28 protein-coding genes and 2 pseudogenes are annotated in these 25,219 nt (G+C 70.5%); 13 read left to right on the forward strand and 17 right to left on the reverse strand.

The features are described from left to right. Positions 1 to 78 precede the first annotated feature (78 nt). A complete protein-coding gene (locus ACFV9T_RS36095; RefSeq protein WP_385446755.1) occupies positions 79 to 633 on the forward strand; it encodes a GNAT family N-acetyltransferase in 555 nt (184 codons plus the stop codon). Here the strand turns inward: ACFV9T_RS36095 and ACFV9T_RS36100 are convergent. Then, positions 566 to 1,357 carry an NAD(P)H-dependent oxidoreductase gene (locus ACFV9T_RS36100; protein ID WP_385446756.1) on the reverse strand — a complete coding sequence of 264 codons (792 nt, stop codon included), beginning with the start codon at positions 1,355 to 1,357 and terminating at the stop codon, positions 566 to 568. The genes ACFV9T_RS36095 and ACFV9T_RS36100 overlap by 68 nt on opposite strands. Positions 1,358 to 1,475: 118 nt before the next feature. Further along, positions 1,476 to 2,234 (reverse strand): TetR/AcrR family transcriptional regulator, encoded by a 759-nt coding sequence (locus tag ACFV9T_RS36105; RefSeq protein WP_385446757.1) that lies wholly within the window; start codon positions 2,232 to 2,234, stop codon positions 1,476 to 1,478. A 107-nt stretch (positions 2,235 to 2,341) separates the two neighbouring features. Between ACFV9T_RS36105 and ACFV9T_RS36110 the strand changes: the two genes are divergently transcribed. Beyond that, a complete protein-coding gene (locus tag ACFV9T_RS36110; protein WP_385446758.1) occupies positions 2,342 to 3,304 on the forward strand; it encodes an ATP-binding cassette domain-containing protein in 963 nt (320 codons plus the stop codon). After that, positions 3,297 to 4,046 carry an ABC transporter permease gene (locus ACFV9T_RS36115; protein ID WP_385446759.1) on the forward strand — a complete coding sequence of 250 codons (750 nt, stop codon included), beginning with the start codon at positions 3,297 to 3,299 and terminating at the stop codon, positions 4,044 to 4,046. The genes ACFV9T_RS36110 and ACFV9T_RS36115 overlap by 8 nt, the downstream gene beginning before the upstream one ends. Before the next feature lie 9 nt (positions 4,047 to 4,055). Here the strand turns inward: ACFV9T_RS36115 and ACFV9T_RS36120 are convergent, their stop codons facing one another. Next, positions 4,056 to 4,688, reverse strand: coding sequence for an NADPH-dependent FMN reductase (locus ACFV9T_RS36120; protein ID WP_385446760.1), 633 nt, complete (start codon positions 4,686 to 4,688; stop codon positions 4,056 to 4,058). Positions 4,689 to 4,740: 52 nt separating this feature from the next. On the opposite strand from ACFV9T_RS36120, the gene soxR reads away from it, so the two are divergent. After that, the gene (gene soxR, locus ACFV9T_RS36125; RefSeq protein WP_385446761.1) at positions 4,741 to 5,202 is read left to right on the forward strand and encodes a redox-sensitive transcriptional activator SoxR; all 462 of its coding nucleotides are present in this window, start codon (positions 4,741 to 4,743) and stop codon (positions 5,200 to 5,202) included. Between the two features lie 16 nt (positions 5,203 to 5,218). Here the strand turns inward: soxR and ACFV9T_RS36130 are convergent, their stop codons facing one another. Both ACFV9T_RS36130 and ACFV9T_RS36135 read right to left on the reverse strand, forming a co-directional pair. Further along, entirely contained in the window at positions 5,219 to 6,469 is a 1,251-nt protein-coding gene (locus ACFV9T_RS36130) for a GNAT family N-acetyltransferase (RefSeq protein ID WP_385446762.1), read from the reverse strand. A gap of 98 nt (positions 6,470 to 6,567) precedes the next feature. Further along, positions 6,568 to 7,233: an ABC transporter substrate-binding protein gene (locus ACFV9T_RS36135; protein ID WP_385446763.1), complete on the reverse strand. Its 666-nt coding sequence runs from the start codon at positions 7,231 to 7,233 to the stop codon at positions 6,568 to 6,570. A 146-nt stretch (positions 7,234 to 7,379) separates the two neighbouring features. Between ACFV9T_RS36135 and dtd the strand changes: the two genes are divergently transcribed. Beyond that, a complete protein-coding gene (gene dtd, locus ACFV9T_RS36140) occupies positions 7,380 to 7,805 on the forward strand; it encodes a D-aminoacyl-tRNA deacylase (RefSeq protein ID WP_385446764.1) in 426 nt (141 codons plus the stop codon). A gap of 9 nt (positions 7,806 to 7,814) precedes the next feature. Here the strand turns inward: dtd and ACFV9T_RS36145 are convergent, their stop codons facing one another. The 3 genes from ACFV9T_RS36145 to ACFV9T_RS36155 are packed head-to-tail and all read right to left on the reverse strand — an operon-like array spanning position 7,815 to position 9,850. After that, positions 7,815 to 8,780, reverse strand: a complete 966-nt coding sequence (locus tag ACFV9T_RS36145) for a YgfZ/GcvT domain-containing protein (RefSeq protein WP_385446765.1) — start codon at positions 8,778 to 8,780, stop codon at positions 7,815 to 7,817. 10 nt (positions 8,781 to 8,790) lie between these two features. After that, positions 8,791 to 9,252: a Fur family transcriptional regulator gene (locus ACFV9T_RS36150; protein ID WP_385446766.1), complete on the reverse strand. Its 462-nt coding sequence runs from the start codon at positions 9,250 to 9,252 to the stop codon at positions 8,791 to 8,793. A gap of 34 nt (positions 9,253 to 9,286) precedes the next feature. Beyond that, complete coding sequence (locus ACFV9T_RS36155) at positions 9,287 to 9,850, reverse strand: FABP family protein (RefSeq protein WP_385446767.1); 564 nt, start codon at positions 9,848 to 9,850, stop codon at positions 9,287 to 9,289. Between the two features lie 227 nt (positions 9,851 to 10,077). Between ACFV9T_RS36155 and ACFV9T_RS36160 the strand changes: the two genes are divergently transcribed. Further along, positions 10,078 to 10,440 (forward strand): DsrE family protein, encoded by a 363-nt coding sequence (locus ACFV9T_RS36160; protein ID WP_385446768.1) that lies wholly within the window; start codon positions 10,078 to 10,080, stop codon positions 10,438 to 10,440. Positions 10,441 to 10,490: 50 nt separating this feature from the next. On the opposite strand, the gene ACFV9T_RS36165 is transcribed toward ACFV9T_RS36160, so the two are convergent. The 7 genes from ACFV9T_RS36165 to ACFV9T_RS36195 form a co-directional block, all read right to left on the reverse strand. Further along, positions 10,491 to 10,757, reverse strand: a complete 267-nt coding sequence (locus tag ACFV9T_RS36165) for a DUF3099 domain-containing protein (RefSeq protein ID WP_385446769.1) — start codon at positions 10,755 to 10,757, stop codon at positions 10,491 to 10,493. A gap of 111 nt (positions 10,758 to 10,868) precedes the next feature. Continuing rightward, the gene (locus ACFV9T_RS36170) at positions 10,869 to 11,156 is read right to left on the reverse strand and encodes a DUF1416 domain-containing protein (RefSeq protein WP_361490272.1); all 288 of its coding nucleotides are present in this window, start codon (positions 11,154 to 11,156) and stop codon (positions 10,869 to 10,871) included. Positions 11,157 to 11,190: 34 nt separating this feature from the next. Further along, positions 11,191 to 12,030, reverse strand: a complete 840-nt coding sequence (locus ACFV9T_RS36175) for a sulfurtransferase (protein ID WP_385446770.1) — start codon at positions 12,028 to 12,030, stop codon at positions 11,191 to 11,193. A gap of 156 nt (positions 12,031 to 12,186) precedes the next feature. Beyond that, positions 12,187 to 12,267 (reverse strand): putative leader peptide, encoded by an 81-nt coding sequence (locus tag ACFV9T_RS36180; RefSeq protein WP_350962106.1) that lies wholly within the window; start codon positions 12,265 to 12,267, stop codon positions 12,187 to 12,189. A gap of 198 nt (positions 12,268 to 12,465) precedes the next feature. Continuing rightward, the gene (locus ACFV9T_RS36185) at positions 12,466 to 13,152 is read right to left on the reverse strand and encodes a DUF2993 domain-containing protein (protein ID WP_385446771.1); all 687 of its coding nucleotides are present in this window, start codon (positions 13,150 to 13,152) and stop codon (positions 12,466 to 12,468) included. A gap of 84 nt (positions 13,153 to 13,236) precedes the next feature. After that, a complete protein-coding gene (locus tag ACFV9T_RS36190) occupies positions 13,237 to 14,472 on the reverse strand; it encodes a hypothetical protein (RefSeq protein ID WP_385446772.1) in 1,236 nt (411 codons plus the stop codon). Between the two features lie 11 nt (positions 14,473 to 14,483). After that, positions 14,484 to 14,759 carry a MoaD/ThiS family protein gene (locus ACFV9T_RS36195; protein WP_385446773.1) on the reverse strand — a complete coding sequence of 92 codons (276 nt, stop codon included), beginning with the start codon at positions 14,757 to 14,759 and terminating at the stop codon, positions 14,484 to 14,486. A 135-nt stretch (positions 14,760 to 14,894) separates the two neighbouring features. Between ACFV9T_RS36195 and ACFV9T_RS36200 the strand changes: the two genes are divergently transcribed. Both ACFV9T_RS36200 and ACFV9T_RS36205 read left to right on the forward strand, forming a co-directional pair. After that, a complete protein-coding gene (locus ACFV9T_RS36200) occupies positions 14,895 to 16,640 on the forward strand; it encodes an ABC transporter ATP-binding protein (protein WP_385446774.1) in 1,746 nt (581 codons plus the stop codon). Further along, a complete protein-coding gene (locus ACFV9T_RS36205; RefSeq protein WP_385446775.1) occupies positions 16,637 to 18,598 on the forward strand; it encodes an ABC transporter ATP-binding protein in 1,962 nt (653 codons plus the stop codon). Before ACFV9T_RS36200 ends, ACFV9T_RS36205 begins: the two co-directional genes overlap by 4 nt. A 20-nt stretch (positions 18,599 to 18,618) precedes the next feature. Here ACFV9T_RS36205 and ACFV9T_RS36210 read toward each other — a convergent pair whose 3' ends face one another. Continuing rightward, the gene (locus ACFV9T_RS36210; RefSeq protein WP_385446776.1) at positions 18,619 to 19,509 is read right to left on the reverse strand and encodes an alpha/beta hydrolase; all 891 of its coding nucleotides are present in this window, start codon (positions 19,507 to 19,509) and stop codon (positions 18,619 to 18,621) included. 261 nt (positions 19,510 to 19,770) lie between these two features. On the opposite strand from ACFV9T_RS36210, the gene ACFV9T_RS36215 reads away from it, so the two are divergent. The 3 genes from ACFV9T_RS36215 to ACFV9T_RS36225 all read left to right on the forward strand — a co-directional run bounded on the left by ACFV9T_RS36215 (position 19,771) and on the right by ACFV9T_RS36225 (position 22,506). Continuing rightward, entirely contained in the window at positions 19,771 to 20,586 is an 816-nt protein-coding gene (locus tag ACFV9T_RS36215) for a response regulator transcription factor (protein WP_385446777.1), read from the forward strand. A 23-nt stretch (positions 20,587 to 20,609) separates the two neighbouring features. Then, complete coding sequence (locus tag ACFV9T_RS36220; protein ID WP_385446778.1) at positions 20,610 to 21,632, forward strand: LacI family DNA-binding transcriptional regulator; 1,023 nt, start codon at positions 20,610 to 20,612, stop codon at positions 21,630 to 21,632. Positions 21,633 to 21,864: 232 nt separating this feature from the next. Next, a complete protein-coding gene (locus ACFV9T_RS36225) occupies positions 21,865 to 22,506 on the forward strand; it encodes a hypothetical protein (RefSeq protein ID WP_385446779.1) in 642 nt (213 codons plus the stop codon). Between the two features lie 204 nt (positions 22,507 to 22,710). On the opposite strand, the gene ACFV9T_RS36230 is transcribed toward ACFV9T_RS36225, so the two are convergent. Beyond that, positions 22,711 to 22,989: a DUF6192 family protein gene (locus ACFV9T_RS36230; protein WP_385446780.1), complete on the reverse strand. Its 279-nt coding sequence runs from the start codon at positions 22,987 to 22,989 to the stop codon at positions 22,711 to 22,713. On the opposite strand from ACFV9T_RS36230, the pseudogene ACFV9T_RS36235 reads away from it, so the two are divergent. Both ACFV9T_RS36235 and ACFV9T_RS36240 read left to right on the forward strand, forming a co-directional pair. Beyond that, positions 22,899 to 23,332 (forward strand): annotated as a pseudogene (locus tag ACFV9T_RS36235) (transposase); the annotation flags it as partial. The gene ACFV9T_RS36230 and the pseudogene ACFV9T_RS36235 sit on opposite strands and share 91 nt — an antisense overlap. A gap of 114 nt (positions 23,333 to 23,446) precedes the next feature. Next, positions 23,447 to 24,816, forward strand: a pseudogene (locus ACFV9T_RS36240) (IS1380 family transposase). The last annotated feature ends 403 nt before the right edge of the window (positions 24,817 to 25,219 follow it).

The raw sequence follows: 25,219 nt of genomic DNA on the forward strand, positions 1-25,219 counted from the left end.
CCGACCCGCTCTCACCGTCCCGTTGTCGTACCCCCGTGGTCGAATGAGGGAGGACGGCGCGACGGCGGGAGGCGGCGGATGTCTCAGGGGAGCGGTGTGGTGGGGGTGCGGCTGGAGCCGTGGGCGGACACCCCGTCCCACCTCGAGCTGCTGCGGCGCAACAACAGCCCGGAGATGATGAAGCACCTGGGCGGGCCGGAGACCGAGGAGCAGGTGGCGGCGCGCCATCGGCGCTATGCGGAGCTGCCCGGGCGGGGCGGCGGCCGGATGTACCGGATCGTGCTGGCGCGGGAGGCCGAGGTGGTGGGCGTCATCGGCTTCTGGGAGCGGGAGTGGCGCGGGGAGACGGTTTACGAGACGGGCTGGGGCGTGCTGCCGCCGCATCAGGGCCGGGGCATCGCGGCGGCTGCCGCCCGGGAGGTCGCGCGCGCCGCGGCCGCGGAGGGCGCCCACCGCCAGCTGCACGCCTATCCGTCGGTCGGCCACCCCGCGTCGAACGGGGTGTGCCGCAAGGCCGGGTTCACGCTGCTCGGCGAGTGCGACCTCGAGTATCCGGCGGGCTCCCTCATCCGGTGCAACGACTGGCGGCTGGAGCTGCGTAGTGCACCGCCAGACCGGAGCGCCCCGGCATGACACCGGGCCGCAGCACCAGGTTCTCGTCGTAGTCCCCGCCGTTCTGGCGGCGGAAGGGGATCGGGTCGGCGGTCGGCAGCGTGGCGAGGCGTTCGCGCAGCGCGGCGGCGTAGTCCTGGTACTCCTCGGCGGAGAGCCGGTCCGCGCCGTAGACGACGTGCGGCGGCAGGACGGACATGCCGCTGTACCAGAGCGTCCCGTGCTGGAGCGGGAACAGCAGGTGCTCGATGTCGCCGTTGACGCCGCGCGGGCCGAGCCCCGCCTCGCGGGCCCCGGCGGTGAGCAGGACCATGGCGCGTTTTCCGGCCAGCTTGCCGTCGCCGTAGCGCAGGGTGCGGCCATCGGGGCCGGTGACGCCGAACGCGAAGCCCTTCACGAAGACGCGGTCGAACCAGCCCTTGAGGATGGCGGGCATCCCGTACCACCACAGCGGGAACTGCACGATCAGCGCGTCGGCCCAGGCGATCTTCTCCTGCTCGGCGCGGATGTCCTCGCTCAGCGTCCCGGCGTCGTAGGCGTCGTGCGAGGAGGCGCCGACGATCAGGCGGTCCCCGCTGTCGTGCCGGAAGTCGGCGCCGTCCACGACCGGGTTCCAGCGCATGGCGTAGAGGTCGGACGCCCGGCACTCATGGCCCAGCTCCCGCAGGGCGCGCAGGCCCTCGTCGCGCAGGGAGCCGCTGAGTGAGCGCGGTTCGGGGTGGGCGAATATCCACAGCACGTTCATACCGGCCAGCGTCGCAACGCGGCGGCGGGGGCGGCGAGTGGCTGGATGGCCAGGATGCGTGAGGATCTGGCCAGTGATCTGCCCAGTGATCTGGCCTGTGCCGCGCCCACGGCACGTGTCAGGCGTTCACCAGGGCCTCGATGCCGTCGAGGGTCCGTGCCAGGCCGAAGACGAACTCGTCGTCCGGGCCGCCCGGGGTCTCCAGCTCGCCCACCGCGAGGGCCGCGGTCACCGCGGGGAAGCGCTCGGCGTCCGTCACCTTGCCCAGCAGCCGGGCCCAGGACGCCATCGACTGCTCGGTGTCGTCCCCGGTGCGCTCGGCGGCGGCCGCGAGATCCGCGGACAGCCGCGCCTCGTTCCGTACGAAGCCGTTGACCAGCAGCAGCACGGAGATCTTCGCGCCCTCGCTCAGCCGCGTATCGCGCAGGCAGGCCAGCGCGCGCTCCATCCAGGCCACCGAGTTGGGGGTCGAGGGCGGTGCGCTGGTCGGGATGCGCAGCACCCAGGGGTTGCGGTGGAAGGCGGCGCGCAGCGACCAGGCCCAGGTGGTGAGTCCGGTCCGCCAGTCCTCGTCCGGGGCCGGTCCTGGCGGGGGTGTGCCGAAGGCGGCGTCCTCCATCAGCAGCAGCAGTTCGTCCTTGGCCGAGACATAGCGGTACAGCGACATCGTGGAGACGCCGAGGTCGGCCGCGACCCGGCTCATGGAGACCGCCCCGAGACCGTCGGAGGCGGCCAGGTTCACCGCCGCGTCGACGATCCGGTTCAGGGTCAGCCCCGGTTTGGGTCCCTTGGTGCGGCGCTCGCGCAGCCCCCACGCGGCCGCGATGCCCGCGGGCAGCCCGCTGCCGCTGCCGTTGCCGTTCTCCTCGATGGCCATTGGCCGTAAGCCCTCCGTGACGCCGCGCCGTTGACCGCCATCCTAGAACTGTGTATACCTTACGCAGTAGTGCGTATGGCATACGCAGAAGAGAGAACGGGGTACCCATGACCACACAACCGGCCATCGAGGCGACCGGCCTCGCGAAGTCCTACGGGGCGGTGACGGTCCTCGCGGGCATCGATCTGTCCGTCGCGCCCGGCAGCGTCTTCGCGCTGCTCGGCCCGAACGGCGCGGGCAAGACCACGACCGTGCGCATCCTGTCCACGCTCACCTCCCCGGACGCGGGCCACGCCCGGGTGGCCGGGTACGACGTCGTACGCGACCGCGCCCGGGTACGCCGCGCCATCAGCCTCACCGGCCAGTACGCGGCGGTCGACGAGATGCAGACCGGCGAGGAGAACCTGCGCATGATGGGGCGGCTGAGCGGTCTCGGCCGCGCCGAGGCCCGGTGCCGGGCGGGGGAGCTGCTGGAGCGGTTCGGCCTCACCGACGCGGCCCGCCGCACCGCCGGTACGTACTCCGGCGGCATGCGCCGCCGCCTCGACCTCGCCGCCGGGCTGGTCGGCCGACCCGAGGTGATCTTCCTGGACGAGCCGACCACCGGGCTCGACCCGCGCAGCCGCCAGGCCATGTGGGACGTCGTCAGGGGGCTGGCCGAGGACGGGGTGACGGTCTTCCTGACCACCCAGTACCTGGAGGAGGCCGACCAGCTGGCGGACCGCATCGCGGTGGCCGACGGCGGCCGGGTGGTCGCCGAGGGCACCTCCGGCGAGCTGAAGCGGCAGGTCGCCGGGGAGCGGCTGGACCTGGTGCTCACCGACACCGACGCGTTCGCGGAGACCGCCCGGCGCCTGGGCGTGCGGCTCGTGCACAGCGACGCCGACCGGCTGACGCTGGGCGTCGCCACCGACGGGGACGCCGCGCAGGTCCGCGCGCTGCTCGACGAGGTCGACCCCGACCGCCGCGCCGTGCGCCGGTTCGCCGTACGCGGCGCCACGCTCGACGACGTCTTCCTGGCCCTGACCGGCCATGCCCCGACCATCACCAAGGAAGCCGCGCATGTCTGACGCGATCGTCCTGACCGGCCGTGCCGTCCGGCTGAGCAGGCGCAACCTCGACGCGGTGTTCACCGCGATGCTGCTGCCCGTCCTGCTGATGCTCGTCTTCGTCTACTTCTTCGGCGGCGCGATCGACACCGGCACGCACACCCAGTACGTGACCTATGTGGTCCCCGGCGTGATGCTGCTGTGCGCCGGATTCGGCTCGGCCAGCACCGCGGTCACCGTCACCGACGACATGGCGGGCGGCATCATCGACCGCTTCCGCTCGCTGGACGTCTCCGGCACGGCCCTGTTGGCCGGTCATGTGGCCGCGAGCGTGCTGCGCAACACGGTCGCGACCACCATCGTCTTCGGCGTCGCCTTCCTGATCGGCTTCCGCCCGGACGCGGGCCCGCTCGACTGGCTCGCCGTGGCGGGCATCCTGCTGGCGTTCATCCTCGCGATCTCCTGGCTCTCGGCCTGCTTCGGCCTGATCGCCAGGACCCCGGAGGCCGCAGGCGGGTTCACCTTCCTGATGATGTTCCTGCCGTACCCCAGCAGCGCCTTCGTGCCGATCGACACCATGCCCGGCTGGCTGCACGGCTTCGCCACCCATCAGCCCGTCACCCCGGTGATCGAGGCGCTGCGGGCGCTGCTGCTGGACCAGCCGGTGGGGGACAGCGGCTGGCAGGCGCTGGCCTGGTGCGGCGGGATCCTGGCGATCGCGGCCGCCCTGTCCGGGCCGCTGTTCCGCCGCCGTACGGCCTGAGGCCCCGGCTCAGCCTCCGTACGGACGCGCCGCGCGCGCCGTACGGAGGGCGTCGGCCCACCAGACGAGCTGGTCGAGCAGAGCCGTGGCGGCGGCGTCGGGGCCCTTCGGGTCGGCCAGCGCGCCGTCCGCGCCGAAGGCCTCCCAGGCGCTGTGGAAGCTGACCGTGTCGCGCACGGTCACCGCGTGCACCTCGGCGAAGACGGGCCGCAGATGCTCGACGGCGCGCAGGCCGCCCGACATGCCGCCGTACGAGACGAAGCCGACCGGCTTCGCCTGCCACTGGCTGTAGTGCCAGTCGATCGCGTTCTTCAGCGGGGCGGGATAGCTGTGGTTGTACTCGGGGGTGACGACGGCGAACGCGTCCGCCGCGTCCAGGCGGGGCGTCACGGCCTCCAGCGCCGAGGCGTCCTCGGGGCCGGGGCGGTGGGTGAGCGAGGGCGGGAGCGGGGTGTCGGCCAGGTCGACGACGTCCACGCTCACGTCGTCGCGCAGCGCGGCGCGGCCGGTGAACCAGTTGGCGACCTTGGGCCCGAAGCGGCCCTCGCGGGTGCTGCCGACGATGACGGCGAGCCGGATGGGAGCGGTGGAGACGGTGGTTGCGGTAGTCGTGGTTGCGGTAGTCGTGGTTGCGGTAGTCATGAGAAGAGCCTCGGACTTAAACAAAGGTTGAAGTCAAGCTACCCTCGGCAGCATGACGCACCTCACCTGGAAGACCCACGAGCTGACGGTCGGCGAGCTGTCCCAGCGCAGCGGAGTCCCCGCCTCCGCGCTGCGGTTCTACGAGCGCGAGGGCCTCATCCACAGCAGCCGCACCTCTGGCAACCAGCGCCGCTACACCCGCGACACGCTCCGCCGGGTGGCCTTCGTCCGCTCCTCGCAGCGGGTCGGCATCCCGCTGTCGAGGATCCGGGGCGTGCTGTCGCTCTTCCCCGACGACCACGTCCTGACCAAGGAGGACTGGGCGCGGATCTCGGAGTGCTGGCGCACGGACCTCACCGAGCGCATCGAGCAGCTGCAGAACCTCCGCGACCGCCTCACCGACTGCATCGGCTGCGGCTGCCTGTCGATCGACAAGTGCGCCCTGGCCAACCCCTACGACCAGCTGGGCGAACAGGGCGCGGGCGCCCGCCGCCTGCTCAAGTCCTCCTGCTAGCCAGGCCCGTAGCCGCTCAGAACATGTCCGGGCACCATGGCCGCCGCCCCGCGCGCAGCAGGGTGTCGGCCAGGGACGCGGCGCCCGGGCGGTTCTCCTCGGCCCGGCCGAGGGCGGTGAGGCGGGTCATGGACTCGTCGCCCAGCCATACGGTGCCCAGCTCGCCGATGTCCATGGTCAGGTCGGCCGCGCGGGTGGTGGGGACGCAGGTGGCGCCGTCCGGGGTCGCGTCCAGGTGGTAGCGGCCGCCCGCCAGACCGGCGGAGTCGCGCAGGTCGAGGACGAGTGAGCCGGACGCCGGGTACGTACGGGTCTCCAGCAGGACGGGTACGTCCAGCGGGCGCAGCCACAGGAAGTCGGCGTGGGTGGTGGTCCGGGCCGCCCGGGGGTCGCCGAGGAACAGGGGGAGCAGGTCGTCCGGGGCGCGGGGGCCGGTGGCGATGTGGAGGACCCAGTCGATGGAGCACAGGAAGTGCCACAGGGCGCGCTCGGCCGCCGGGCTGACGCCGATCAGGCTGAGGACCGTGGCGGTGTCCTGCGGCCGCTTGTTGCCCTCCCACCGGTCGTCGACGGTGAAGGCGAGCAGGCCGTCGACGGTGCCGTCGGGGGAGCGGTAGAGGACGTAGAACGGTTCGTTGGTCCGGTCGTCGCCCGGGAAGCGGAGCAGGCCGGTGTTCACGCGCCACCAGCGTTCGGTGCGGTCGACGTAGCCGTGCCGCCGGGCGCGCAGCCGCTCGTGCAGGGCGGGGCCGAGCGCCCGTATCTCGTCGGCGTCGGCGTAGTCGACCCTGCCGCCGCACGCGGGCCCGGAGTAGCGCGGGTCGATACCGGCGCGGGCGACGTCCACCGTCCACTGGGTGACCCAGGTGGCCGGGCCGAAGCCGTACCGCCCGTAGATCGGGTACTCGGCGGCGATCAGCGTGGCCACCGCGTCGCCCCGCTCCTTGGCCGCCCGCAGGTCGTGCTCCATCATCCGGCTGAGCAGGCCCCGGCGGCGGTGGGTGGGCGACACGGTGACGTTGCTGATCGCGTCGGCCGTCACGTCGGCGCCGCCGACCGCCGTCAGCCGCTGTTCGAAGCTGCGGAAGGTGGCGACGCAGCGGTCACCCTCGTACGCCCCCTGGGTGCGGTCCAGGTCGATGCCCGTCCGCCGTACCTCCACCTCCTCCTTGGAGACGTCCGGCGGACGCAGAAAGCCGGTGTGCAGCGCGCGGATCCAGCCGGGGACGTCGGAGTCATCGAGGGTGGTGCGGATGTGGGCGGCCATGCGGCCACGCTAGGCGGCCGCGGTCGCCCGTCGCATCCGGATTTTCGTCCACAGGCTGTGGATATCCGGTACGGCGGCTACGCGAGCAGGTACGGCGGCTACGCCAGCAGGTCGTCTACCTGGGCCTCGCCCTCGCGGTACCGGCGCGCGATCTCGGCGCTGCACTGGTCGGCGGTGCGCTGGAGCCCCTGCCGCCGCCGGGAGACCTGCTGTTCGTACCCCTCCAGGCGGCCCATCGCGCCGTGCAGCTCCTCGTCCGTGCGCGCCGGGAGGTCCGAGAGGCCGACCTCGGCCAGCATCTCCTCGGCCAGCCGCTCGCACTCCGCGCTGTGCGGGGTCCCGAGCGTCACATGGCGGGCCGAGCTGCGGTGCCGGGACGGTACGTCCGCCAGGATCTCGGGCAGCAGCTCCACCAGTTCCACCAGCTCCGTGGGGTCGGCCGGTGGCCCGCCCGCTGTCGCGGGCGTCCCCGCGCGGCGTCGGCGCAGCTCGGCGCGGAGGATGTCGATCCGGCCGTGCAGCAGTCTGCGCACATAGCTCAGGTCCGCCTCCTCGCGCTGCGCGGAGCGGCGCCGCGCGCGCAGCTCCGTCAGCCGCAGACCGCCCATCGTCCCTGTCCCCGCTGTCGCTGCCCCCGCTGCCGCCGCCCCCGTCGTCGCCGATACGGTCGCGGCGTCCGCCAGCCGTCCGCCGCGCTGGCTCGGCGGTCGCGCCGGCAGCGGGCTCTCGGTGGCCATGGCCCGCTCGGTGCCCGGTGTGATCATTCTTGTCCCGTCCCCTCCAGCGATGCGCCATTCCCGCAGTTCCTGCCCAACTGCACCGCCTGCACGCATCGTGCCACTCCGAATGGCCCCTGTGCAGCGGCGGTCCACCCGATCGGCCCCGATGGGCGCAGGGCATGATGGTCGGTATGCGTGCTGTGGTACAGAGAGTGGACGGGGCGAGCGTCGTCGTGGACGGCGAGACGACCGGGGAGATCGTCGGTCAGGGGCTGTGCGTCCTGGTCGGGGTGACGCACGACGACACTCCGCAGAAGGCGGCCCAGCTGGCCCGCAAGCTGTGGTCCGTGCGCATCCTGCCGGGCGAGAAGTCCTGCTCGGACCTGGGCGCCCCGCTGCTGGTCATCAGCCAGTTCACGCTGTACGGGGACGCCCGCAAGGGCCGCCGTCCCACCTGGCACGCGGCGGCGCCAGGCGAGGTCGCCGAACCGCTGGTGGACGAGGTGGTGGCGCGGCTGCGCGAGCTGGGCGCCCAGGTGGAGACGGGCCGGTTCGGAGCGGACATGAAGGTCTCGCTCACGAACGACGGCCCGTTCACGGTGATCGTCGAGGTGTAGCGGCCGGGGTTACGGCTCCACGACCGTCTCCTGCGAGGCGGCCGTGGTGTCCGCGATCAGCTCCGCGTCCACCGGTACGTTCCGCTTCACCAGCGCGAGCGCGATCGGCCCCAGCTCGTGGTGGCGGGCCGAGGAGGTGACGAAGCCGAGCTGACGGCCCTCCTCGCCGTCCTTGGCGAGCCGTATGGGCGCGCCGTGGCCCGGCAGCTTCACCTCGCTGCCGTCGAGGTGCAGGAAGACCAGCCGCCGAGGCGGCTTGCCCAGGTTGTGCACCCGGGCGACCGTCTCCTGGCCTCGGTAGCAGCCCTTCTGCAGATGGACGGCGGTGCCGATCCAGCCCAGCTCGTGCGGGATCGTCCGGTGGTCGGTCTCCAGGCCGATCCGGGGCCGGTGCGCCTCGACGCGCAGCGCCTCGTACGCCAGCACCCCGGCCGCCGGGCCGCTCGCCGCCGCGAACGACTCCAGTTCGGCGCGCGGCAGGAACAGATCGCGGCCGTGCGCGGTCTCGCGGGCGACGGCGGACCCGGGGGTCTCGGCGATGCTGCCCGCCGGGAGGTGGACGACCGCGTACTCCTCGGTGCGGTCGGCGATCTCGACCCGGTAGAAGAACTTCATGCTCTCCAGGTACGCGATCAGCTCGCCCTGGCTGCCGGGCTCCACATGGGCCCAGGTGGTCTCGCCGTCGTCGACGAGGTAGAGCGCGTGCTCGATGTGGCCGTGCGCGGACAGGATCAGCGCCTCGGTGGCCTCACCGGCGGGAAGCTCGCTGACGTGCTGGGTGAGCAGCAGATGCAGCCAGCTCAGCCGGTCGGCACCGGTGACCGTGACCACCCCGCGGTGCGAGAGGTCCACGAATCCGGTGCCGTCGGCGAGCGCGCGCTGCTCGCGGAACAGGTCGCCGTAGTGGGCGGCGACGCCTTCGTCGGCGCCCTCGCCGGGGACGGCGCCGGGCAGCGACAGCAAAGGGCTCTTCATACGCCTCACCCTACGACGTGGCCGCCTGGCCTTCGCTGGAGTCCTCCGTCCGCTGCCCGGCGGAACACCGGGCGCAGCGGCCGAAGATGGCGAAATGCTTCATGTCGGTGTCGAAGCCGAAGGACGCCCGCAGCTGCCGGGTGAAGGACTCGGCGACCGAGATGTCGGCCTCGATCACCTCCGTGCAGTCCCGGCACACCAGATGGATGTGGTGGTGCCGGTCCGCGAGGTGGTACGTGGGGGCGCCGTGCCCGAGATGGGCATGGCTGACCAGACCCAGTTCCTCCAGCAGCTCCAGCGTGCGGTAGACGGTGGAGATGTTCACACCGCTCGCGGTACGGCGGACCTCGGTGAGGATGTCGTCCGGAGTGGCGTGCTCCAGGCTGTCGACGGCTTCGAGCACGAGCTGGCGTTGCGGGGTCAGCCGATAGCCGCGCTCCCGCAGGTCGGTCTTCCAGTCGGTGGTCGCCACGCTGCCAGTGTAGGCGGCGTGACAGCCGCCCTGCTCAGCGGAAGAAGGCGATCCCGTCGTCCGGCAGGTCCTTGAGGTCCTTGGCCCACTCGCGCGGGTCGACGACCTTCTTCAGGTGCGCGGACATGTACGGGCGCAGCTCGACCTCGGGGGTGGCCTTCTCGCCGACCCACATCAGATCGCTCTTGACGTAGCCGTACAGCCGCTTGCCGCCCGAGTACGGGCCCGAGGCGGAGGTGCGCGCCACGGCGTCGGTGGCCAGGTCGATCTGCGGCTTGCCGTCCGCCAGCTCGCCGTACCAGACCTCGACGACGCCCTGGTCGCGGATCATCACGACCTCGACCTTGCGGTTCTTGTCGATCCGCCAGTATCCGGACTCGCTCTCCAGCGGGCGGACCTTCTTGCCCTCCGAGTCCAGCACCCAGGTGTGCGAGATGTACTCGATGAAGTCGCGGCCGTCGTGGGTGAACGTCGCTTCCTGCCCGAAGTTGCACTTCTCGGCGCCGGGGAAGTCCGATACGCCGGCGCCTTCCCAGTTGCCGAGGAGGAAGGCCAGCGGCACCAGGTCCGGGTGGAGGTCGGAGGGAATCTCGATCATGGGTTCAGACGATCCGTCGCTAGGCGGGCTGGGGCGAGGGGGCGGCAGCGCTCAGCGCTGGCCCTGGTAGAGCTTCTTCCAGGTGAGCCCGACGAAACCGAGGCTGGCCACGATGACCAGCACCAACAGGATGGTGAAGACTGCCTCAAGCACGAGCTGCTCCTCGTAACGGATGACGGACCGGAACCGAGTCTAATCGCCGGACCGGCGAGCCTAGGCTGTGGGGCATGGCGAACAAGCTCGTGATCAAGGTGACGGCGGGCGCGGACGCGCCCGAGCGGTGCTCGCAGGCGTTCACGGTGGCGGCGGTGGCCGTGGCGAGCGGGGTCGAGGTCTCGCTGTGGCTGACCGGCGAGTCGGCGTGGTTCGCGCTGCCGGGCCGGGCGGCGGACTTCTCGCTGCCGCACGCGGCGCCGCTGCCGGAGCTGATCAGCGGCATTCTGGCGAGCGGGACGATCACGGTGTGCAGCCAGTGCGCGGCGCGCCGGGAGATCGACGAGGCGGATCTGATCGAGGGCGCGCGGATCGCGGGGGCGCAGGTCTTCGTGAGCGAGATCATGCCGGACGGCGTGCAGGCGCTCGTGTACTGACCCAATGGGCCCGGCGCGTCCGCGACGGGGTCCAACGGATCCATGACGGCCTAGTGCCCCTGGTGCCGGTGGTGGTGCTCGTCCAGCTCCCGCCACCACCGGTCCGACTCCGGGTCCCCCGACTCGTCCCACCAGCGGTCCTGCGGACCCCGGCGGTTGGCGACGATGGCGGCCAGCGGAGGGATGACCATCGCGACGACGCACATCGCGACGGCGGCGGGGACGGACCACAGACGCACAAAGGCCCAGGCCGAGATGAAGAGCGTCAGACACGCGCCCATCAGGAAGAAGTATGCGTGGCGGCGTCGCGCGTACATAGGGCCAGGATACGTCCGGGGCCGCCGCCCGGACAGACGGGAGGGCCGCACCCCGCCGAGGCGTCCAACCCCGGGATGCGGCCCTCACGCCGTGACGACGCGTGGTGGGCGTCAGACGGTGATGGCGACCTCCGCCAGACCGCCCTTCTGGGCGACGACCGTGCGGTCGGCCGTGCCGCCCGGGACCAGGGCGCGCAGCGTCCAGGTGCCCTCGGCGGCGTAGAAGCGGAACTGTCCGGTCGCGGAGGTGGGGACCTCGGCGGTGAACTCGCCCGTGCTGTCCAGGAGGCGCACGTAGCCGGTGACGGGCTCGCCGTCGCGGGTCACCTGGCCCTGGATCGTGGTCTCACCGGGCTTGATGGTCGAGGCGTCGGGGCCGCCTGTCTGCGCTCCACACATGTGTCTGTCCTTAACTTTCGGGGAGGAGAGGGGTTCAGCTGTTGGCGCCGAGCTCGATCGGCACGCCCACCAGCGAGCCGTACTCGGTCCAGGAACCGTCGTAGTTCTTGACGTTGGTCTGGCCGAGCAGCTCGTGCAGCACGAACCAGGTGTGCGCGGAGCGCTCACCGATGCGGCAGTAGGCGATGGTGTCCTTCGACAGGTCGACGCCCTCGCCCTCGTACAGCTCCTTGAGCTGCTCGTCGGACTTGAAGGTGCCGTCGTCGTTGGCCGACTTCGACCACGGGATGTTGCGGGCGCTCGGGACGTGGCCCGCGCGCTGCGACTGCTCCTGCGGGAGGTGGGCCGGGGCGAGCAGCTTGCCGGAGAACTCGTCGGGCGAGCGGACGTCGACGAGGTTCAGGCTGCCGATGGCCGCCACGACGTCGTCGCGGAAGGCGCGGATCGAGCTGTCCTGCTCCTGGGCCTTGTAGTCGGTCTTCTCGCGGGACGGGACCTCGGAGACCAGCTCGCGGGAGTCCAGCTCCCACTTCTTGCGGCCGCCGTCGAGGAGCTTCACGTCCTGGTGGCCGTAGAGCTTGAAGTACCAGTAGGCGTACGACGCGAACCAGTTGTTGTTGCCGCCGTAGAGGACGACGGTGTCGTCGTTGGCGATGCCCTTCTCGGACAGCAGCTTCTCGAAGCCCGTCTGGTCGACGAAGTCACGGCGCACCGGGTCCTGGAGGTCCTGCTTCCAGTCGATCCGGATGGCGTTCTTGATGTGGTTCGTGTCGTAGGCGGACGTGTCCTCGTCGACCTCGACGATGACCGTCTTGGGGTCATCGATGCGGGCCTCAACCCAGTCGGCGTCCACCAGGACGTCACTGCGGCTCATGTATCTCTCCTCCGGGGCAGTTGCGGCGGTACGGGCGCTCGACGCGCGGCGCTGCGCGGGGCCTGGTCGCGAGCGTACGAGCGGAGTGCGGGACGGCCCGGCAGACGGGCCGGAGGGGGCGGGGCCGAAGCTGCGGCGGCCGGGCGCGCCCTCGTTTCAGACGGCGCGACAGAGCATGGCGGCGACGCGGCACAGGTCGACTGCCCGCCGCTTCGTGAGATCCGCCTGTCGCTTCATGCGTCCGATCGTAAGGACGGACGGGCGGGCATGTCACCGGTGTGTCGAATGATGAGACGCCGATGTCCGCGATGCGGACACTGGGGGCCGTGAAGGGCCGCCCCGGGCGGCCGCCGGGGGTCCGGCCGCCGTCGTCATCCGTCATCGCGGACATGATCGTCTCGTTAGGTGGACACGAGAGGGGTCCTGCCGGACGGGTCAGCCCGTCAACGCGACGTTATTACCCGCGACCGAGACGTCTATGCCGTCCTTGTCGGTCTTCACCGTCTCCAGCCGCATGCCCTGCGGCATGCCGTCGATCTTCCGCTCGATGTCGGTGCGCTCGCGCACCTTGTCCTCCCACTGCGGGATGGAGCCGCCCGGGATGCGCTCGGCGTGCAGCTTGATCGTGTCCCCGTTGACGATCGTCACCTTGGAGCGGGCGCTGAGGGTGAAGCCCAGCAGATTCCCGGTGATCTTGACCTGGTTGGCCCCCGCCGGGTCGTAGCTCACCGTGACCCCGGGGCCCGCGGCCTTGGAGAGGTCCGCGTAGGAGATATGGGCGGAGCCGGTGGCCTGGTTCGCGGTCGCCGACGAGAAGTTCCCGCCGATGCGGACGTTGTGGAGCTGGGCGTTCAGCTCGGAGACGCGGACGGTGGTCCCGCCGCCCGCGTCCGTCGTCAGCCCGTCCACCCCGACGTCGACCTCGTCCAGCTCCTTGCCCGCGATCTGGGTCAGGAACGGGAAGCCCTTGATGGAGACGTTGGGGGTGCTGGTCAGCCCCTGTGAGCTTTTGATCTTGTCGGCGGCCTTGGACTCCGCCATGGACACCGCCAGCCGGTCGGCCCCCACGAAGAGGCCGCCGAGTATCACGGCGACGATCAGTGTGATGCGTAGTGCGCGCATGTACGTAGATCCCCCAGGCTCTCGCTCAGGCCCTTGCCTGACGCAGCGAGCCTAACCGGAGCGGACGCTCAGGAGCGTGCGGTATCAGACCAGTGCACGACCCAGGACATAGACGGCGGGGGCGGCGGCCGCCAGGGGGAGGGCCACTCCGGCCGTCATGTGGACGAAGCGGGACGGGTAGTCGTACGCCGCGACCCGCAGCCCCACCAGCGCACAGGCCCCGGCCGCGAACCCCAGCGCGGCGGCGGTGGCGGTCCCGGTGCCGGTGAGGTGTCCGGCCCCGACGCCCGCTCCGGCCGCCGCGAGCAGCCCGAGGACGACGGCGGCGGGCGTCGGCAGCGGCAGCGCGCGGGCCAGCGCGCCCACGGCGACCGCGGTCGCGCCCACCACCACGGCGTCCGGCGACTCGGCGACCGCGGCCAGGTGCCCGGCCGCGATCACGGTGATGGCGGTCGAGGCGACCGCGGCGGTCAGCCCGTACATCCGCTCGTCCGCCGAGGCGTGGCTGCGCAGCTGGAGGACGATCACCAGCAGCACCCAGACGCCGATCGTGCCGATGAGCACCGTCGGGGCGTGGACGCGGCCGGTGGTGAGCAGGCCGACGTCGGCGGCGAGACCGCCCATGAAGGCGAGCGCGATGCCCTGCCGGGCGGGCCACATGCCGTTCAGCCGGAACCAGCCCGCCGCCGTGACCGCCTGGAGCAGCGCCACGACCACGGCCACGGCGAACTCGCCGAGCGGTGCGGTGACCGCGAGCAGGGCGGCGAGGACGGCGGTGAGGGCGGCCGGTTGCAGCCCGGGGTCGACGATCTGGGGGCGGCCCTCGGCGCGGGCCTTCTCGGCGGCGGTCATCGGCCGGTCGGGCGCGGGCGTGGGTGCGGGCGCGGCGGGTGCGGGCGCGGGCGCGGCGGGTGCGGGCTGCTGGGCGGCGTGCGCCGCCCGCTGCGGCTGCTGTGCCCGCTGCGGCTGCTGTGCCTGCTGCGCGGCCTGCTGATACGCGTACTGCTGCTGCGCGTAGTGCTGCTGCTGGTCCCAGCCCGGTGCGTACTGCTGCTGCGGCTGCTGGCCCTGGTACCCCTGCTGCGCGGCGTACGGATCGGCGTAGGGCTGCTGATACGGCTGCTGGGGCTGGGGCTGCTGCTGGGCGTACGGATCCTGCTGCGGATAGCCGTACCCGGGCTGCGCCTGGGGCTGCGCGGCGTACGGGTCGGCAGGCGGCTGCTGCTGCTGTCCCTCGTACGGCGGCGGGTACGACCCGTACGGCCCATAGGGCTCGTACGGCTGGTGCGGATCGTGTGGCTGATGCGGCTGGTTGCTCATGACGTCGTACGTCACCCTCCTGCGAACGGCGGAAGCACCTCGACCGTGCCGCCCTCGGCCAGTTGGACCGTCTTGTGATCACGGGTGCCGACGGGCGCGCCGTCGACCAGGAACGAACAGCGCAGCAGGACCCGGGCGAACTCCGGGCGCAGGGCGTGCCGCTCGCGCGCCGCGTCGAGCGCGTCGGCCAGCGTCGTCGCGGTGTACGGCTCCTCGGAGGTGCCCGCCGCCGCCCGGGCCGCGGCCCAGTACCGGATGGTTCCGGCGGGCGTTTCGTTCAGCGCCATCGCGTGTCCCTCTCCCGTCTTCTGCCGTCCTCCATGATGACGTGTGCGGAGGTGCCCCGAGGACGCGGTACGCCCAGGGGTACGCCCAGGGGAAATTCCGGACCGTATCCCGGCCTGCTCGCTTAGGGTTTCGGTGTGCTGGTCCGACTCATACGGGCGTATCTGCGGCCCTATACCCGAACGATCACCTTGATCGTGCTATTGCAGCTCGTACAGACCCTGGCGACCCTCTATCTGCCCGCGCTCAACGCCGACATCATCGACGACGGAGTGGTCAAGGGCGACACCGGCCGCATCCTCAGCCTCGGCGGTCTGATGATCGCCGTCACGCTGGTCCAGATCGGGTGCGCGATCTGCGCCGTCTACTTCGGCGCCCGCACCGCCATGGCGCTCGGCCGGGGCATCCGGGCCGACGTCTTCGACCGGGTGCAGTCCTTCTCCGCCCGCGAGTTGGGCCGGTTCGGGGCTCCCTCGCTGATCACCCGCACCACCAATGACGTGCAGCAGGTGCAGATGCTGTGCCTGATGTCGTTCACGCTGATGGTGTCGGCGCCCATCATGTGCGTCGGCGGCATCGTCATGGCGCTGAACGAGGACGTGCCGCTGTCCGGGCTGCTGCTGCTGATCGTGCCGGTGCTGGGCATCGTCGTGACGCTCATCGTCCGCAGGATGCGCCCGCTGTTCCGGGTCGTCCAGGAGCGCATCGACACCGTCAACCGGGTGCTGCGCGAGCAGATCACCGGCATCCGGGTGATCCGGGCCTTCGTCCGCGATACGCACGAGCGGAAGCGGTTCACCGCCGCCAACACCGAGCTGATGGACGTCTCGCTGCGGTCCGGGCGGCTGATGTCGCTGATGTTCCCCTCCGTGATGCTGGTGGTGAACGTGTCCAGCGTCGCCGTGGTGTGGGCCGGTGGGCACCGCATCGACAGCGGCGAGATGCAGATCGGCGCGCTGACCGCCTTCATCAGCTACCTCATGCAGATTCTGCAGTCGGTGATGATGGCCACCTTCATGTTCATGATGGTGCCGCGCGCCGAGGTGTGCGCCGAGCGCGTCCAGGAGGTGCTGGACACCGGGACCAGTGTCGTCCCGCCGCTGCGGCCGGTCGCGCCCCGCGCGTCCGAAGGCGGCGGCCGGGGGCTGCTGGAGCTGCGGGGCGTGGAGTTCCGCTATCCGGGCGCCGAGGAGCCCGTGCTGCGCGACATCTCGCTGACCGCCCACCCGGGCAGGACCACCGCCGTCATCGGCTCCACCGGCAGCGGCAAGTCCACCCTGATCGGGCTGGTGCCGAGGCTGTTCGACGCGACCGACGGCAGCGTCCGGCTCGACGGCGTGGACGTACGCGACCTCGACCCCGAGGTGATGTCCCGGTCCATCGGGCTCGTACCGCAGAAGCCGTACCTCTTCTCCGGCACCGTCGCCTCCAATCTGCGCTACGGCAATCCGGACGCCACCGACGACGAGCTGTGGCAGGCCCTGGAGACCGCCCAGGCCCGGGACTTCGTGGAGGTCATGGAGGGCGGTCTCCAGGCGCCCATCGCGCAGGGCGGCTCCAATGTCTCCGGCGGGCAGCGGCAGCGGCTGGCGATCGCCCGTGCCCTCGTCCTCAAGCCGTCCGTCTATCTCTTCGACGACTCCTTCTCGGCGCTCGACTACGCCACCGACGCCCGGCTGCGGGCGGCGCTGGCGGACGAGACCGGGAACGCGACCGTCGTCATCGTCGCCCAGCGCGTGTCCACCATCCGGGGCGCCGACCGGATCGTGGTCCTCGACGAGGGCCGCGTCGTCGGCAGCGGCACCCACAGCGAGCTGATGGACGGCAATCAGACCTACCGGGAGATCGTGCTCTCCCAGCTCACCGAGCAGGAAGCCGCATGAGTAACAGCTCTCCCGCACCCCGCAGGGGTCCCGCTCCGGCCGCCGGGCCCGGCCGCTTCATGGGCGGCCAGCCCGTGGAGAAGTCCATGGACTTCCGCGGCTCCGGACGCCGTCTGCTGGGCGCGCTGCACCCCGAGCGCGGCATCGCCTTCGCCGTGCTCGCCCTGTGCGCGGTCAGCGTCACGCTGACGGTGCTGGGCCCCAAGGTGCTCGGCCACGCCACCGACCTGATCTTCGCGGGCATCGTCGGACGGCAGCTCCCGGACGGCGCCACCAAGGCCGAGGCCGTCCAGCATCTGCGCGACGGCGGCCAGGACACCATGGCCGACATGGTCGCGTCGATGAACGTGACGCCCGGCCAGGGCATCGACTTCGGTGCCGTCGGAACCGTCCTGCTGTGGGCGCTGGGCCTGTACCTCGCGGCCTCGCTCCTCAACCTGATCCAGGCGCGGGTGGCCACGAGCATCGTCCAGCGCGCGGTCTTCCGGCTGCGCGAGGACGTCGAACACAAGCTGGCGCGGCTGCCGCTGTCGTACTTCGACAAGCAGTCGCGCGGTGAGGTGCTCTCCCGGACCACCAACGACATCGACAACATCCAGCAGACGCTGCAGCAGACCCTCAGCCAGATCATGGCCTCGCTGCTCACCCTGGTGGGCGTGCTGGCCATGATGTTCTGGATCTCGCCGCTGCTGGCGCTGGTCGCGCTGGTCACCGTCCCGGTGTCGGTGGTGGTCGCGACGCGGGTCGGCAAGCGCGCCCAGCCCCAGTTCGTCCAGCAGTGGATGACCACGGGCAAGCTCAACGCCCATATCGAGGAGATGTACACCGGCCACGCGCTGGTGAAGGTCTTCGGGCGGGAGCGGCAGTCCGCCGAGGTGTTCCGTGTCCATAACGAGAAGCTGTACGAGGCGGGCTTCCGCGCCCAGTTCATCTCCGGGCTCATCCAGCCCGCGATGACGTTCATCGGGAACCTCAACTACGTACTGGTCGCCGTGGTCGGCGGGCTGCGGGTGGCGAGCGGGGCGCTGTCGATCGGCGACGTCCAGGCGTTCGTCCAGTACTCCCGGCAGTTCAGCCAGCCGCTCACCCAGGTCGCGTCCATGGCCAACATGGTCCAGTCGGGCGTCGCCTCCGCCGAGCGGGTCTTCGAGCTGCTGGACGCGGACGAGCAGACCCCGGACCCGGTGGGCCCGGTGGGGCCGCGGACCGTGCTCGGCCAGGTCGAGTTCGAGGACGTCGCCTTCCGCTACCAGCCCGACACGCCCCTCATCGACGGGCTCTCGCTGTCGGTGAGCCCCGGCCAGACCGTGGCCATCGTCGGCCCGACCGGCGCGGGGAAGACCACCCTGGTCAATCTGCTGATGCGGTTCTACGAGGTCAGCGGCGGACGCATCACGCTCGACGGCGTCGACATCGCCACCATGCCGCGCGAGGAGCTGCGCTCCCACATCGGCATGGTCCTCCAGGACACCTGGCTGTTCGGCGGCACGATCGCGGAGAACATCGCGTACGGCTCCGAGGGCGCGTCCCACGAGGCGATCGTGGAGGCGGCGAAGGCCACCCACGTGGACCGCTTCGTGCGCACCCTGCCGGACGGCTACGACACGGTGATCGACGAGGAGGGGGCCAATGTCAGCGTCGGCGAGAAGCAGCTGATCACCATCGCCCGCGCCTTCCTCTCCGGGCCGTCCATCCTGGTCCTGGACGAGGCGACCAGCTCCGTCGACACCCGCACCGAGGTCCTCATCCAGCACGCGATGGCCTCGCTGCGCACCGGCCGCACCAGCTTCGTGATCGCCCACCGGCTCTCCACGATCCGCGACGCGGACGTGATCCTGGTGATGGAGTCGGGCCGCATCGTGGAGCAGGGCAGCCATGACGCGCTGGTGGCGGCGGAGGGCGCGTACGCCCGGCTGTACGCGGCCCAGTTCGCGGAGCCGGTGGCGGAGCCGGAGTAGCGCCTGCTGGGACCGGGTCCTCAGGCATTGGTGAGAGCCCACTCCGCGACCCGGTCCAGCAGCTCCGCCGGGGCCGCCGTCTCCGCGTGGCCGAAGCCCGGCTCGATCCACAGGTCGGCGTACGCCGGGTCGGCCGCCGCCATCAGCATCCGCGGATGGTCCAGCGGGAAGTACGGGTCCCGGTCGCCGTGCACGATCAGCAGCGGCGTCGGCGCGATCCGGGGGACGGCGGCGACCGGCGGCAGCGGCTCCGCGCTCCACCCCCGGCCGTCGATCCGGGTCCGCAGCCCGTAGCGGGAGACCAGCCGCCCGGTCGGCCGGGTGACCGCCCAGTGGACGCGGCGCATCGGGGCCGTCCCCCGGTAGTACCAGCGGGCGGGCGCGCTCACCGAGACGACCGCGTCCGCCGCCGCGGTGTGCGCCCCCGTGCGCCCCTCGCGCTCCTCGCGTTTCTCGTCCGGATCCGGCTGATTCTGCTCGTTCTGGGCGGCCAGCGCCGCGTGGCGGAGCACCACCGAGCCGCCCATCGAGAAGCCGACCGTGCTCACCCGCCGGTGGCCCAGCGTCCGCGCCCAGCGCACCGCGGCCGCCAGGTCCAGCACCTCCCGGTCGCCCACGGTGGACCGCCCGCCGGACCGGCCGTGACCCCGGAACGAGAACGTGATCACGGCCGTACGCTGCGTGAAGGCCGACGCCACCCGGCGCAGCGCGGGCCGCTCCAGGGCGCCGGTGAAACCGTGCGCGACCACGATCACAGGGGCCCCGGCGGATAGCCCACCGGCCGCCCGGGAAGGCTCGTAACGGGCCTCGATGGGGACCCCGTCCTCGGTGAGCAGCGTGGCTCTCCGGGCGCCCGCGGCAGCCGGGGAAAGAAAACGACGAGCAGATTCAGCCTCTCCACCGGGTGTCATGTGGGTTATTCTGCTGGGTGAAGGATCCGGGCAATGTCGCCCCCGGGTCCTTTTGTGCTTTCAGGGGCACTGCGCGCGTTTGAGCGTAGGGCCGCGCGGATGCCCCGGCGAGCACACCGTACGAAGTAGTAGCCGCAAACTCCCCCGGGCGGAGCCGCCTGGGAGGTGCCCCCTCTCGCAAGGGACCGAGGAGGAAACCGAGGCAATGGGCGAGCGAAGCGTGCACAACATCACGATCACGGCCGGGGCAGGTGGTGGACGATGAGTTCCCTCCTGCTGCTGACCAACGCACTCCAGCCCTCGACGGAGGTGCTCCCCGCCCTCGGCCTCCTGCTGCACAGCGTGCGGGTCGCCCCCGCGGAGGGCCCGGCCCTGGTGGACACCCCGGGAGCCGACGTCATCCTGATCGACGGCCGCCGCGATCTGCCGCAGGTGCGCAGCCTGTGCCAGCTGCTGCGGTCGACCGGGCCCGGATGTCCGCTGGTCCTGGTGGTGACCGAGGGCGGGCTCGCCGCCGTCACCGCCGACTGGGGCATCGACGACGTGCTGCTGGACACCGCGGGCCCGGCCGAGGTCGAGGCCCGGCTGCGGCTGGCCATGGGCCGCCAGCAGATCACCACCGACGACAGCCCGATGGAGATCCGCAACGGCGATCTGTCGGTGGACGAGGCCACGTACAGCGCCAAGCTGAAGGGGCGGGTGCTCGACCTCACCTTCAAGGAGTTCGAGCTGCTGAAGTACCTCGCGCAGCACCCCGGCCGGGTCTTCACCCGGGCGCAGCTGCTGCAGGAGGTCTGGGGCTACGACTACTTCGGCGGTACGCGCACGGTCGACGTCCACGTACGGCGGCTGCGGGCCAAGCTGGGCCCGGAGCACGAGTCGCTGATCGGGACCGTCCGTAACGTCGGCTACCGCTTCGTCACGCCGGAGAAGGTCGAGCGGGCCGAGCGGGCCGCCGAGGAGGCCCGGGCCAGGAACGCGGCCCGGGGTACGGCCCGGGATACCGGCTCAGGTCCGGCGGGCGGAGCCCAGCGGTCCGGAGCGGAACCGGGCCCCGCACGACCGGTCAAGACCTAGCTGGACCCGCGTAGACTGCGCGCGTGGCCAAGGTGACGCGTGATGATGTGGCAAGGCTGGCGGGAACCTCGACCGCGGTCGTCAGTTACGTCATCAATAACGGACCCAGGCCGGTCGCCCCGGCCACGCGCGAGCGGGTACTCGCCGCGATCAAGGAGCTGGGTTACCGGCCCGACCGGGTGGCCCAGGCGATGGCGAGCCGCCGTACCGACCTCATAGGGCTGATCGTTCCGGACGCCCGCCAGCCGTTCTTCGCCGAGATGGCGCACGCCGTCGAACAGGCCGCCGCCGAGCGCGGCAAGATGGTGCTGGTCGGCAACTCCGACTACCTGGACGAGCGCGAGGTGCACTACCTCCGTGCCTTCCTGGGGATGCGGGTGTCCGGGCTGATCCTCATCAGCCAGGGCCCCAGCGAGAACGCCGCCGCCGAGATCGAGGCCTGGGACGCCCGGGTGGTGCTGCTGCACGAGCGGCCCGAGGCGATCGACGACGTGGCCGTGGTGCTGGACGACATCGGCGGCGCCCAGCTCGCGGTGCGCCATCTGCTGGAGCACGGCCACCCCTATGTGGCCTGCCTCGGCGGCACCGAGATAACCCCGACCGTCGGCGACCCGGTGACCGACCACGTCGAGGGGTGGCGCCGGGCGATGGGGGAGGCCGGGCGGTCCACGGAGGGGCGGCTGTTCCAGGCCCCGTACAACCGGTACGACGCCTACCAGGTCGCCCTCGGCCTGCTGGCCGGTCCCGACCGGCCCCCGGCCATCTTCTGTGCCACCGACGACCAGGCCTTCGGGGTGCTGCGGGCGGCGCGCGAGCTGCGCATCGACGTCCCCGGGGAGCTGGCGGTCGCGGGCTTCGACGACGTGAAGGAAGCCGGGCTCACCGACCCGCCGCTGACCACGGTCGGCTCCGACCGCCCCGCGATGGCCCGCGCCGCGGTCGACCTGGTGCTGGACGACGGGCCGCGGATCGCGGTCTCGCGGCGGGAGCGGATGCGGCAGTTCCCGTCCGCGCTGGTGGTACGGCGCTCCTGCGGCTGCTCGTAGGCTCCTGGGTCCTGCCGGCCGTTCCTTAAGAGGACTCCGCTAGGTCTTTCTCGAGTGAGCCCGAACCGCCCCCAATCCGGCAAATGCCCGCAATCCGTCACCACCAGATGAGCATGAAGGCCGCTCATTTGATAGGCCCAACTCGGTGGACTGAGATTGAACCATTGCTGAGCGCGAACCGTGGAGATGGGTGCAGCACTTCTGGCCAAAGACCCAGCGAGGACACTTGCCTATGCCTGAGAACAATTTTTCAGACGATCAAATAGCGGAAGCCTTGAGCGGCATACCACCAGAAAGCGGAATTCCGTATAACGGTTACGAGCCAATCGAATCAGGGGAGGAAGTGAACATCGGTCATGTACTCGCGTATTACCGCTACACGGGAAGGCCGGACGAGCCGAACGAAAATCTGAAAGATGCTTTGAGGGAACATGGTCTGGAGATAGGGTTCAGAGACGGTAGATGGAAAATACCGGAAAATAGTAACCCTAAGGTGGGGCCACGAGTCCTGGACGAGGAGCACGCGAGGGGGCTTCGACAGAAAGGGAATATTCCGGACAGAACCTATCTTGCCATCAGTAACTGGAGGAGAAGGGGTCGCGCAACTAAACCATCCGATGACCTGATTGCACAGTTAGAGGCGCGCAATTACAAAGTATATTCTTTGCCGGTCGGCAGTAAAGGAACGGTAAAGTATAAGGTAACGACACAAGGTGGGGACTTGCCGGAATCCGCCACCAGATTGACTGCGTCTCGCGTACCTGCCGGTTCATTTCTTCCTGCGGATGCGAGGGGGGCAGCGAATACTAGCTCTAGCGCGACCAGGACATCCAGTCCCCCCGTGTCTCCAGTGACGAAGGGCAGGAAGCGTTAGCAGATTCAATTCCTCGTCTTCGAATTCACCCGTCATCCGCTAAGGTGTCGGGTGAATTCGAATGCCATGACGAACGCTCTCGGTAACGTTACCGATGGTGGCGCACTCTGGACTGGGCAAATGCTCCGTGCTTCCCATTCGGTCTGCGACTGAGTCGAATTCTCCGCTCCGCTACAGCTTCGGTCCCAGAATTTGCTCCGCGAATTAATCCGAACCAATATGCGGCGCTCCGTGCCGGAATAGGCCCGGCGGCGCACGGTTCTTGCCCTCGGGTGGAGTCTTGGTCGCGTCGAAGCGCTCTTCCTTGTCGGGAGTGCTGCCCAGGGCCCGGGGAACCGTGAAGGACACACCCGCCTGACGATGTTCCTTCGGCCGCCGCGATGCTGTCCAGCAAGAGCCTGGACATCGGCCGTCCACCCGATGCGGTGCAGGTCGTCGACCGCACCGGGGTCTTCTGGTGCTACCTGCCGCACGACTTCGCACCGCGGGAGACGGTCTACGGCTACTTCGCCGCTTGGCAGAAGGAAGACGTCTTCGACCAGCTCAACGGCCTGCTGCGATGCCTGGTGCGTGAAGCCGAAGGCCGCAGCGCAGAGTCGAGCGCCCGCGTGCTGGACGCTCAGAGCGTCAAGACCTCCGCCAACGTGCCCGGAGCTGATCAGGGCATTGACGCAGGCAAGAAAATCGCAGTCGCAAGCGTCACATCGGCGTCGACACGCTAGGCCTGCTGCTGGCCGTCCGGGTGACCGCGGCGAGCGTCTCCGACAACGCTGGCAACATCCACCTGCTCTCCCAGATCTCCGCTTCAGCCCCTCTAGTCTCGCGTTTTCACGAAGTAGGCCGTCCGAGGTTTGATCAAAAACGCGAGAAGTGCTTCTGACCTGCAACGATAGGACTTGCTGAGGGTCCTGTTGGCTGCGGGGAAAAAAGCACTTCCCAGGTGAAGAAGAATATCGGGTCGTACCCGCATGTCCGCGTCGAGGGCGATGGCCGCGGGGTGGTTTCTCAGGCCGGGGCCGTGCTGCTGGTGGAGACGATCCGAAAGACCGGCCTTGATCCGGCAATATCCACCGCTTTCGCCCCGTGGCGCAAGCACCGGTCCGTCCACGACCCGGGAAAGGTCCTCCTGGACGTCGCTCTCGCGGTCGCGCTGGGCGGGATTGCCTGGCCGGCGTCGGCATGCTGCGGGCGGAGCCGGCCGTGTTCAGTCCGGTAGCCTCCGACCCGACGGTCTCCCGCCTGATCGGCCGGCTGGCCGCAGGAGGGAATCGGGTTCTGGCCGCGCTCCGCTCCGCACGCGCTGAAGTCCGTGAACATGTGTGGAGGTTGGCCGGGGGCGCCGGACGCGGCCGGGCAGGTGGTCGTGGACTTGGACGGGGTGCTCGTCCTGGCACATTCCGAGAAGCAGGATGTCGCCGCGACCTGGAAGAAGACCTTCGGCCACCATCCGCTGATGGGGTTCGTCGACCACGGCCGGGGCGGGGCCGGGGAGCCGGCCGTTGCCCTGCTGCGGCCTGGGAACGCGGGCAGCAACACCGCCGCCGAGCACATCGAAGCCGCCCAGCTTGCGCTGGCGCAGCTGCCGAAGAGGTACCGGCGCGGACGAAAGACGCTGATCCGCACCGACTCGGGTGGGGGCACCCACGAGTTCGTCGACTGGCTGTCCGCACGCGGCCGGTGGCTGTCCTACTCGGTCGGCATGACCCTCACCGATGCCATCCACGAGGCCGTCCTGAAGGTCCCAGCGTCGGCCTGGACACCGGCTGTCGAGCCCGACGGCGAGGTCCGCGACGGCGCCTGGGCCGCCGAACTCGAGGCGACTGTCTCAAAGGCTGGCCCATGGGGATGCGGCTGATCGTGCGGAAGGAACGGCCGCACCCCGGAGCCCAGTTGCGCTTCACCGACGCCGCCGGCATGCGCCTGTCCTGCTTCGCCACCAACACCAAGAACACCGCGATCGCGGCGCTGGAGCTGCGGCACCGCCAGCGGGCCCGCGCCGAGGACCGCATCCGCGCCGCACGGGCCACCGGCCTGCGCAACCTTCCCCTGCACGACACCCCACAGAACCAGATCTGGCTGGAGATCGTCCAGATCGCCCTCGACCTGCTGGCCTGGATGCCGATGCTCGCGCTGACCGGCCAAGCCCGCCTATGGGAGCCCCGCCGCCCACGGCTGCGACTGTTCTCCGCAGCCGCTCAGCTCGTCACCACCGGACGGTCTCGCATCCTTCGCCTCGCCAGGCACTGGTCCTGGACCGGCGTGATCATCGATGCCCAGCAATGGCTCGCGTCCCTGCCGAACCCCGGCTGAACAGCAGCGTCCCTGCGAGCAGCACCACCCCGATCGGAGCCGTGGAACCCGGCGCCCACCCGAGGCGACAGCCGGGCCACCAGCCTGCCCACCCGAGAAATCTCCACCCCGAACAAGCTGAAAGGGGCCATCAGCAAGCTGACGGCCCCTCATGCAAGATGGAGGCTAATAGGACTCGACTAGGTCATTCTCGATCTTGGTGTCTTGCTGGGCAGGGGTTGGTGGCAGGTGGTGCAGATGTCGGTCCAGCACCTCAAGGTGTCCTGGAGACCATCGAGGATCTGGTAGCGAATGAGCCCGGACCGCCCGCAATCCGGCAAATGCCCGCAATCCGTCACCACCAGATGAGCATCGGGGTCGCTCATTTGATAGGTCCAACTCGGCGGACTGAGATTGAACCGTT

It is taken from the genome of Streptomyces sp. NPDC059850 (assembly GCF_042731515.1).
GTDB lineage: Bacteria > Actinomycetota > Actinomycetes > Streptomycetales > Streptomycetaceae > Streptomyces.

Coding starts and splice junctions, on each gene's coding strand:
- ACFV9T_RS36095 (WP_385446755.1), top strand. CDS start 79: ATGTCTCAGGGGAGCGGTGTGGTGGGGGTGCGGCTGGAGCCGTGGGCG.
- ACFV9T_RS36100 (WP_385446756.1), bottom strand. CDS start 1,357: ATGAACGTGCTGTGGATATTCGCCCACCCCGAACCGCGCTCACTCAGC.
- ACFV9T_RS36105 (WP_385446757.1), bottom strand. CDS start 2,234: ATGGCCATCGAGGAGAACGGCAACGGCAGCGGCAGCGGGCTGCCCGCG.
- ACFV9T_RS36110 (WP_385446758.1), top strand. CDS start 2,342: ATGACCACACAACCGGCCATCGAGGCGACCGGCCTCGCGAAGTCCTAC.
- ACFV9T_RS36115 (WP_385446759.1), top strand. CDS start 3,297: ATGTCTGACGCGATCGTCCTGACCGGCCGTGCCGTCCGGCTGAGCAGG.
- ACFV9T_RS36120 (WP_385446760.1), bottom strand. CDS start 4,688: ATGACTACCGCAACCACGACTACCGCAACCACGACTACCGCAACCACC.
- soxR (WP_385446761.1), top strand. CDS start 4,741: ATGACGCACCTCACCTGGAAGACCCACGAGCTGACGGTCGGCGAGCTG.
- ACFV9T_RS36130 (WP_385446762.1), bottom strand. CDS start 6,469: ATGGCCGCCCACATCCGCACCACCCTCGATGACTCCGACGTCCCCGGC.
- ACFV9T_RS36135 (WP_385446763.1), bottom strand. CDS start 7,233: ATGATCACACCGGGCACCGAGCGGGCCATGGCCACCGAGAGCCCGCTG.
- dtd (WP_385446764.1), top strand. CDS start 7,380: ATGCGTGCTGTGGTACAGAGAGTGGACGGGGCGAGCGTCGTCGTGGAC.
- ACFV9T_RS36145 (WP_385446765.1), bottom strand. CDS start 8,780: ATGAAGAGCCCTTTGCTGTCGCTGCCCGGCGCCGTCCCCGGCGAGGGC.
- ACFV9T_RS36155 (WP_385446767.1), bottom strand. CDS start 9,850: ATGATCGAGATTCCCTCCGACCTCCACCCGGACCTGGTGCCGCTGGCC.
- ACFV9T_RS36160 (WP_385446768.1), top strand. CDS start 10,078: ATGGCGAACAAGCTCGTGATCAAGGTGACGGCGGGCGCGGACGCGCCC.
- ACFV9T_RS36165 (WP_385446769.1), bottom strand. CDS start 10,757: ATGTACGCGCGACGCCGCCACGCATACTTCTTCCTGATGGGCGCGTGT.
- ACFV9T_RS36170 (WP_361490272.1), bottom strand. CDS start 11,156: ATGTGTGGAGCGCAGACAGGCGGCCCCGACGCCTCGACCATCAAGCCC.
- ACFV9T_RS36175 (WP_385446770.1), bottom strand. CDS start 12,030: ATGAGCCGCAGTGACGTCCTGGTGGACGCCGACTGGGTTGAGGCCCGC.
- ACFV9T_RS36180 (WP_350962106.1), bottom strand. CDS start 12,267: ATGAAGCGACAGGCGGATCTCACGAAGCGGCGGGCAGTCGACCTGTGC.
- ACFV9T_RS36185 (WP_385446771.1), bottom strand. CDS start 13,152: ATGCGCGCACTACGCATCACACTGATCGTCGCCGTGATACTCGGCGGC.
- ACFV9T_RS36190 (WP_385446772.1), bottom strand. CDS start 14,472: ATGAGCAACCAGCCGCATCAGCCACACGATCCGCACCAGCCGTACGAG.
- ACFV9T_RS36195 (WP_385446773.1), bottom strand. CDS start 14,759: ATGGCGCTGAACGAAACGCCCGCCGGAACCATCCGGTACTGGGCCGCG.
- ACFV9T_RS36205 (WP_385446775.1), top strand. CDS start 16,637: ATGAGTAACAGCTCTCCCGCACCCCGCAGGGGTCCCGCTCCGGCCGCC.
- ACFV9T_RS36210 (WP_385446776.1), bottom strand. CDS start 19,509: ATGACACCCGGTGGAGAGGCTGAATCTGCTCGTCGTTTTCTTTCCCCG.
- ACFV9T_RS36215 (WP_385446777.1), top strand. CDS start 19,771: ATGAGTTCCCTCCTGCTGCTGACCAACGCACTCCAGCCCTCGACGGAG.
- ACFV9T_RS36225 (WP_385446779.1), top strand. CDS start 21,865: ATGCCTGAGAACAATTTTTCAGACGATCAAATAGCGGAAGCCTTGAGC.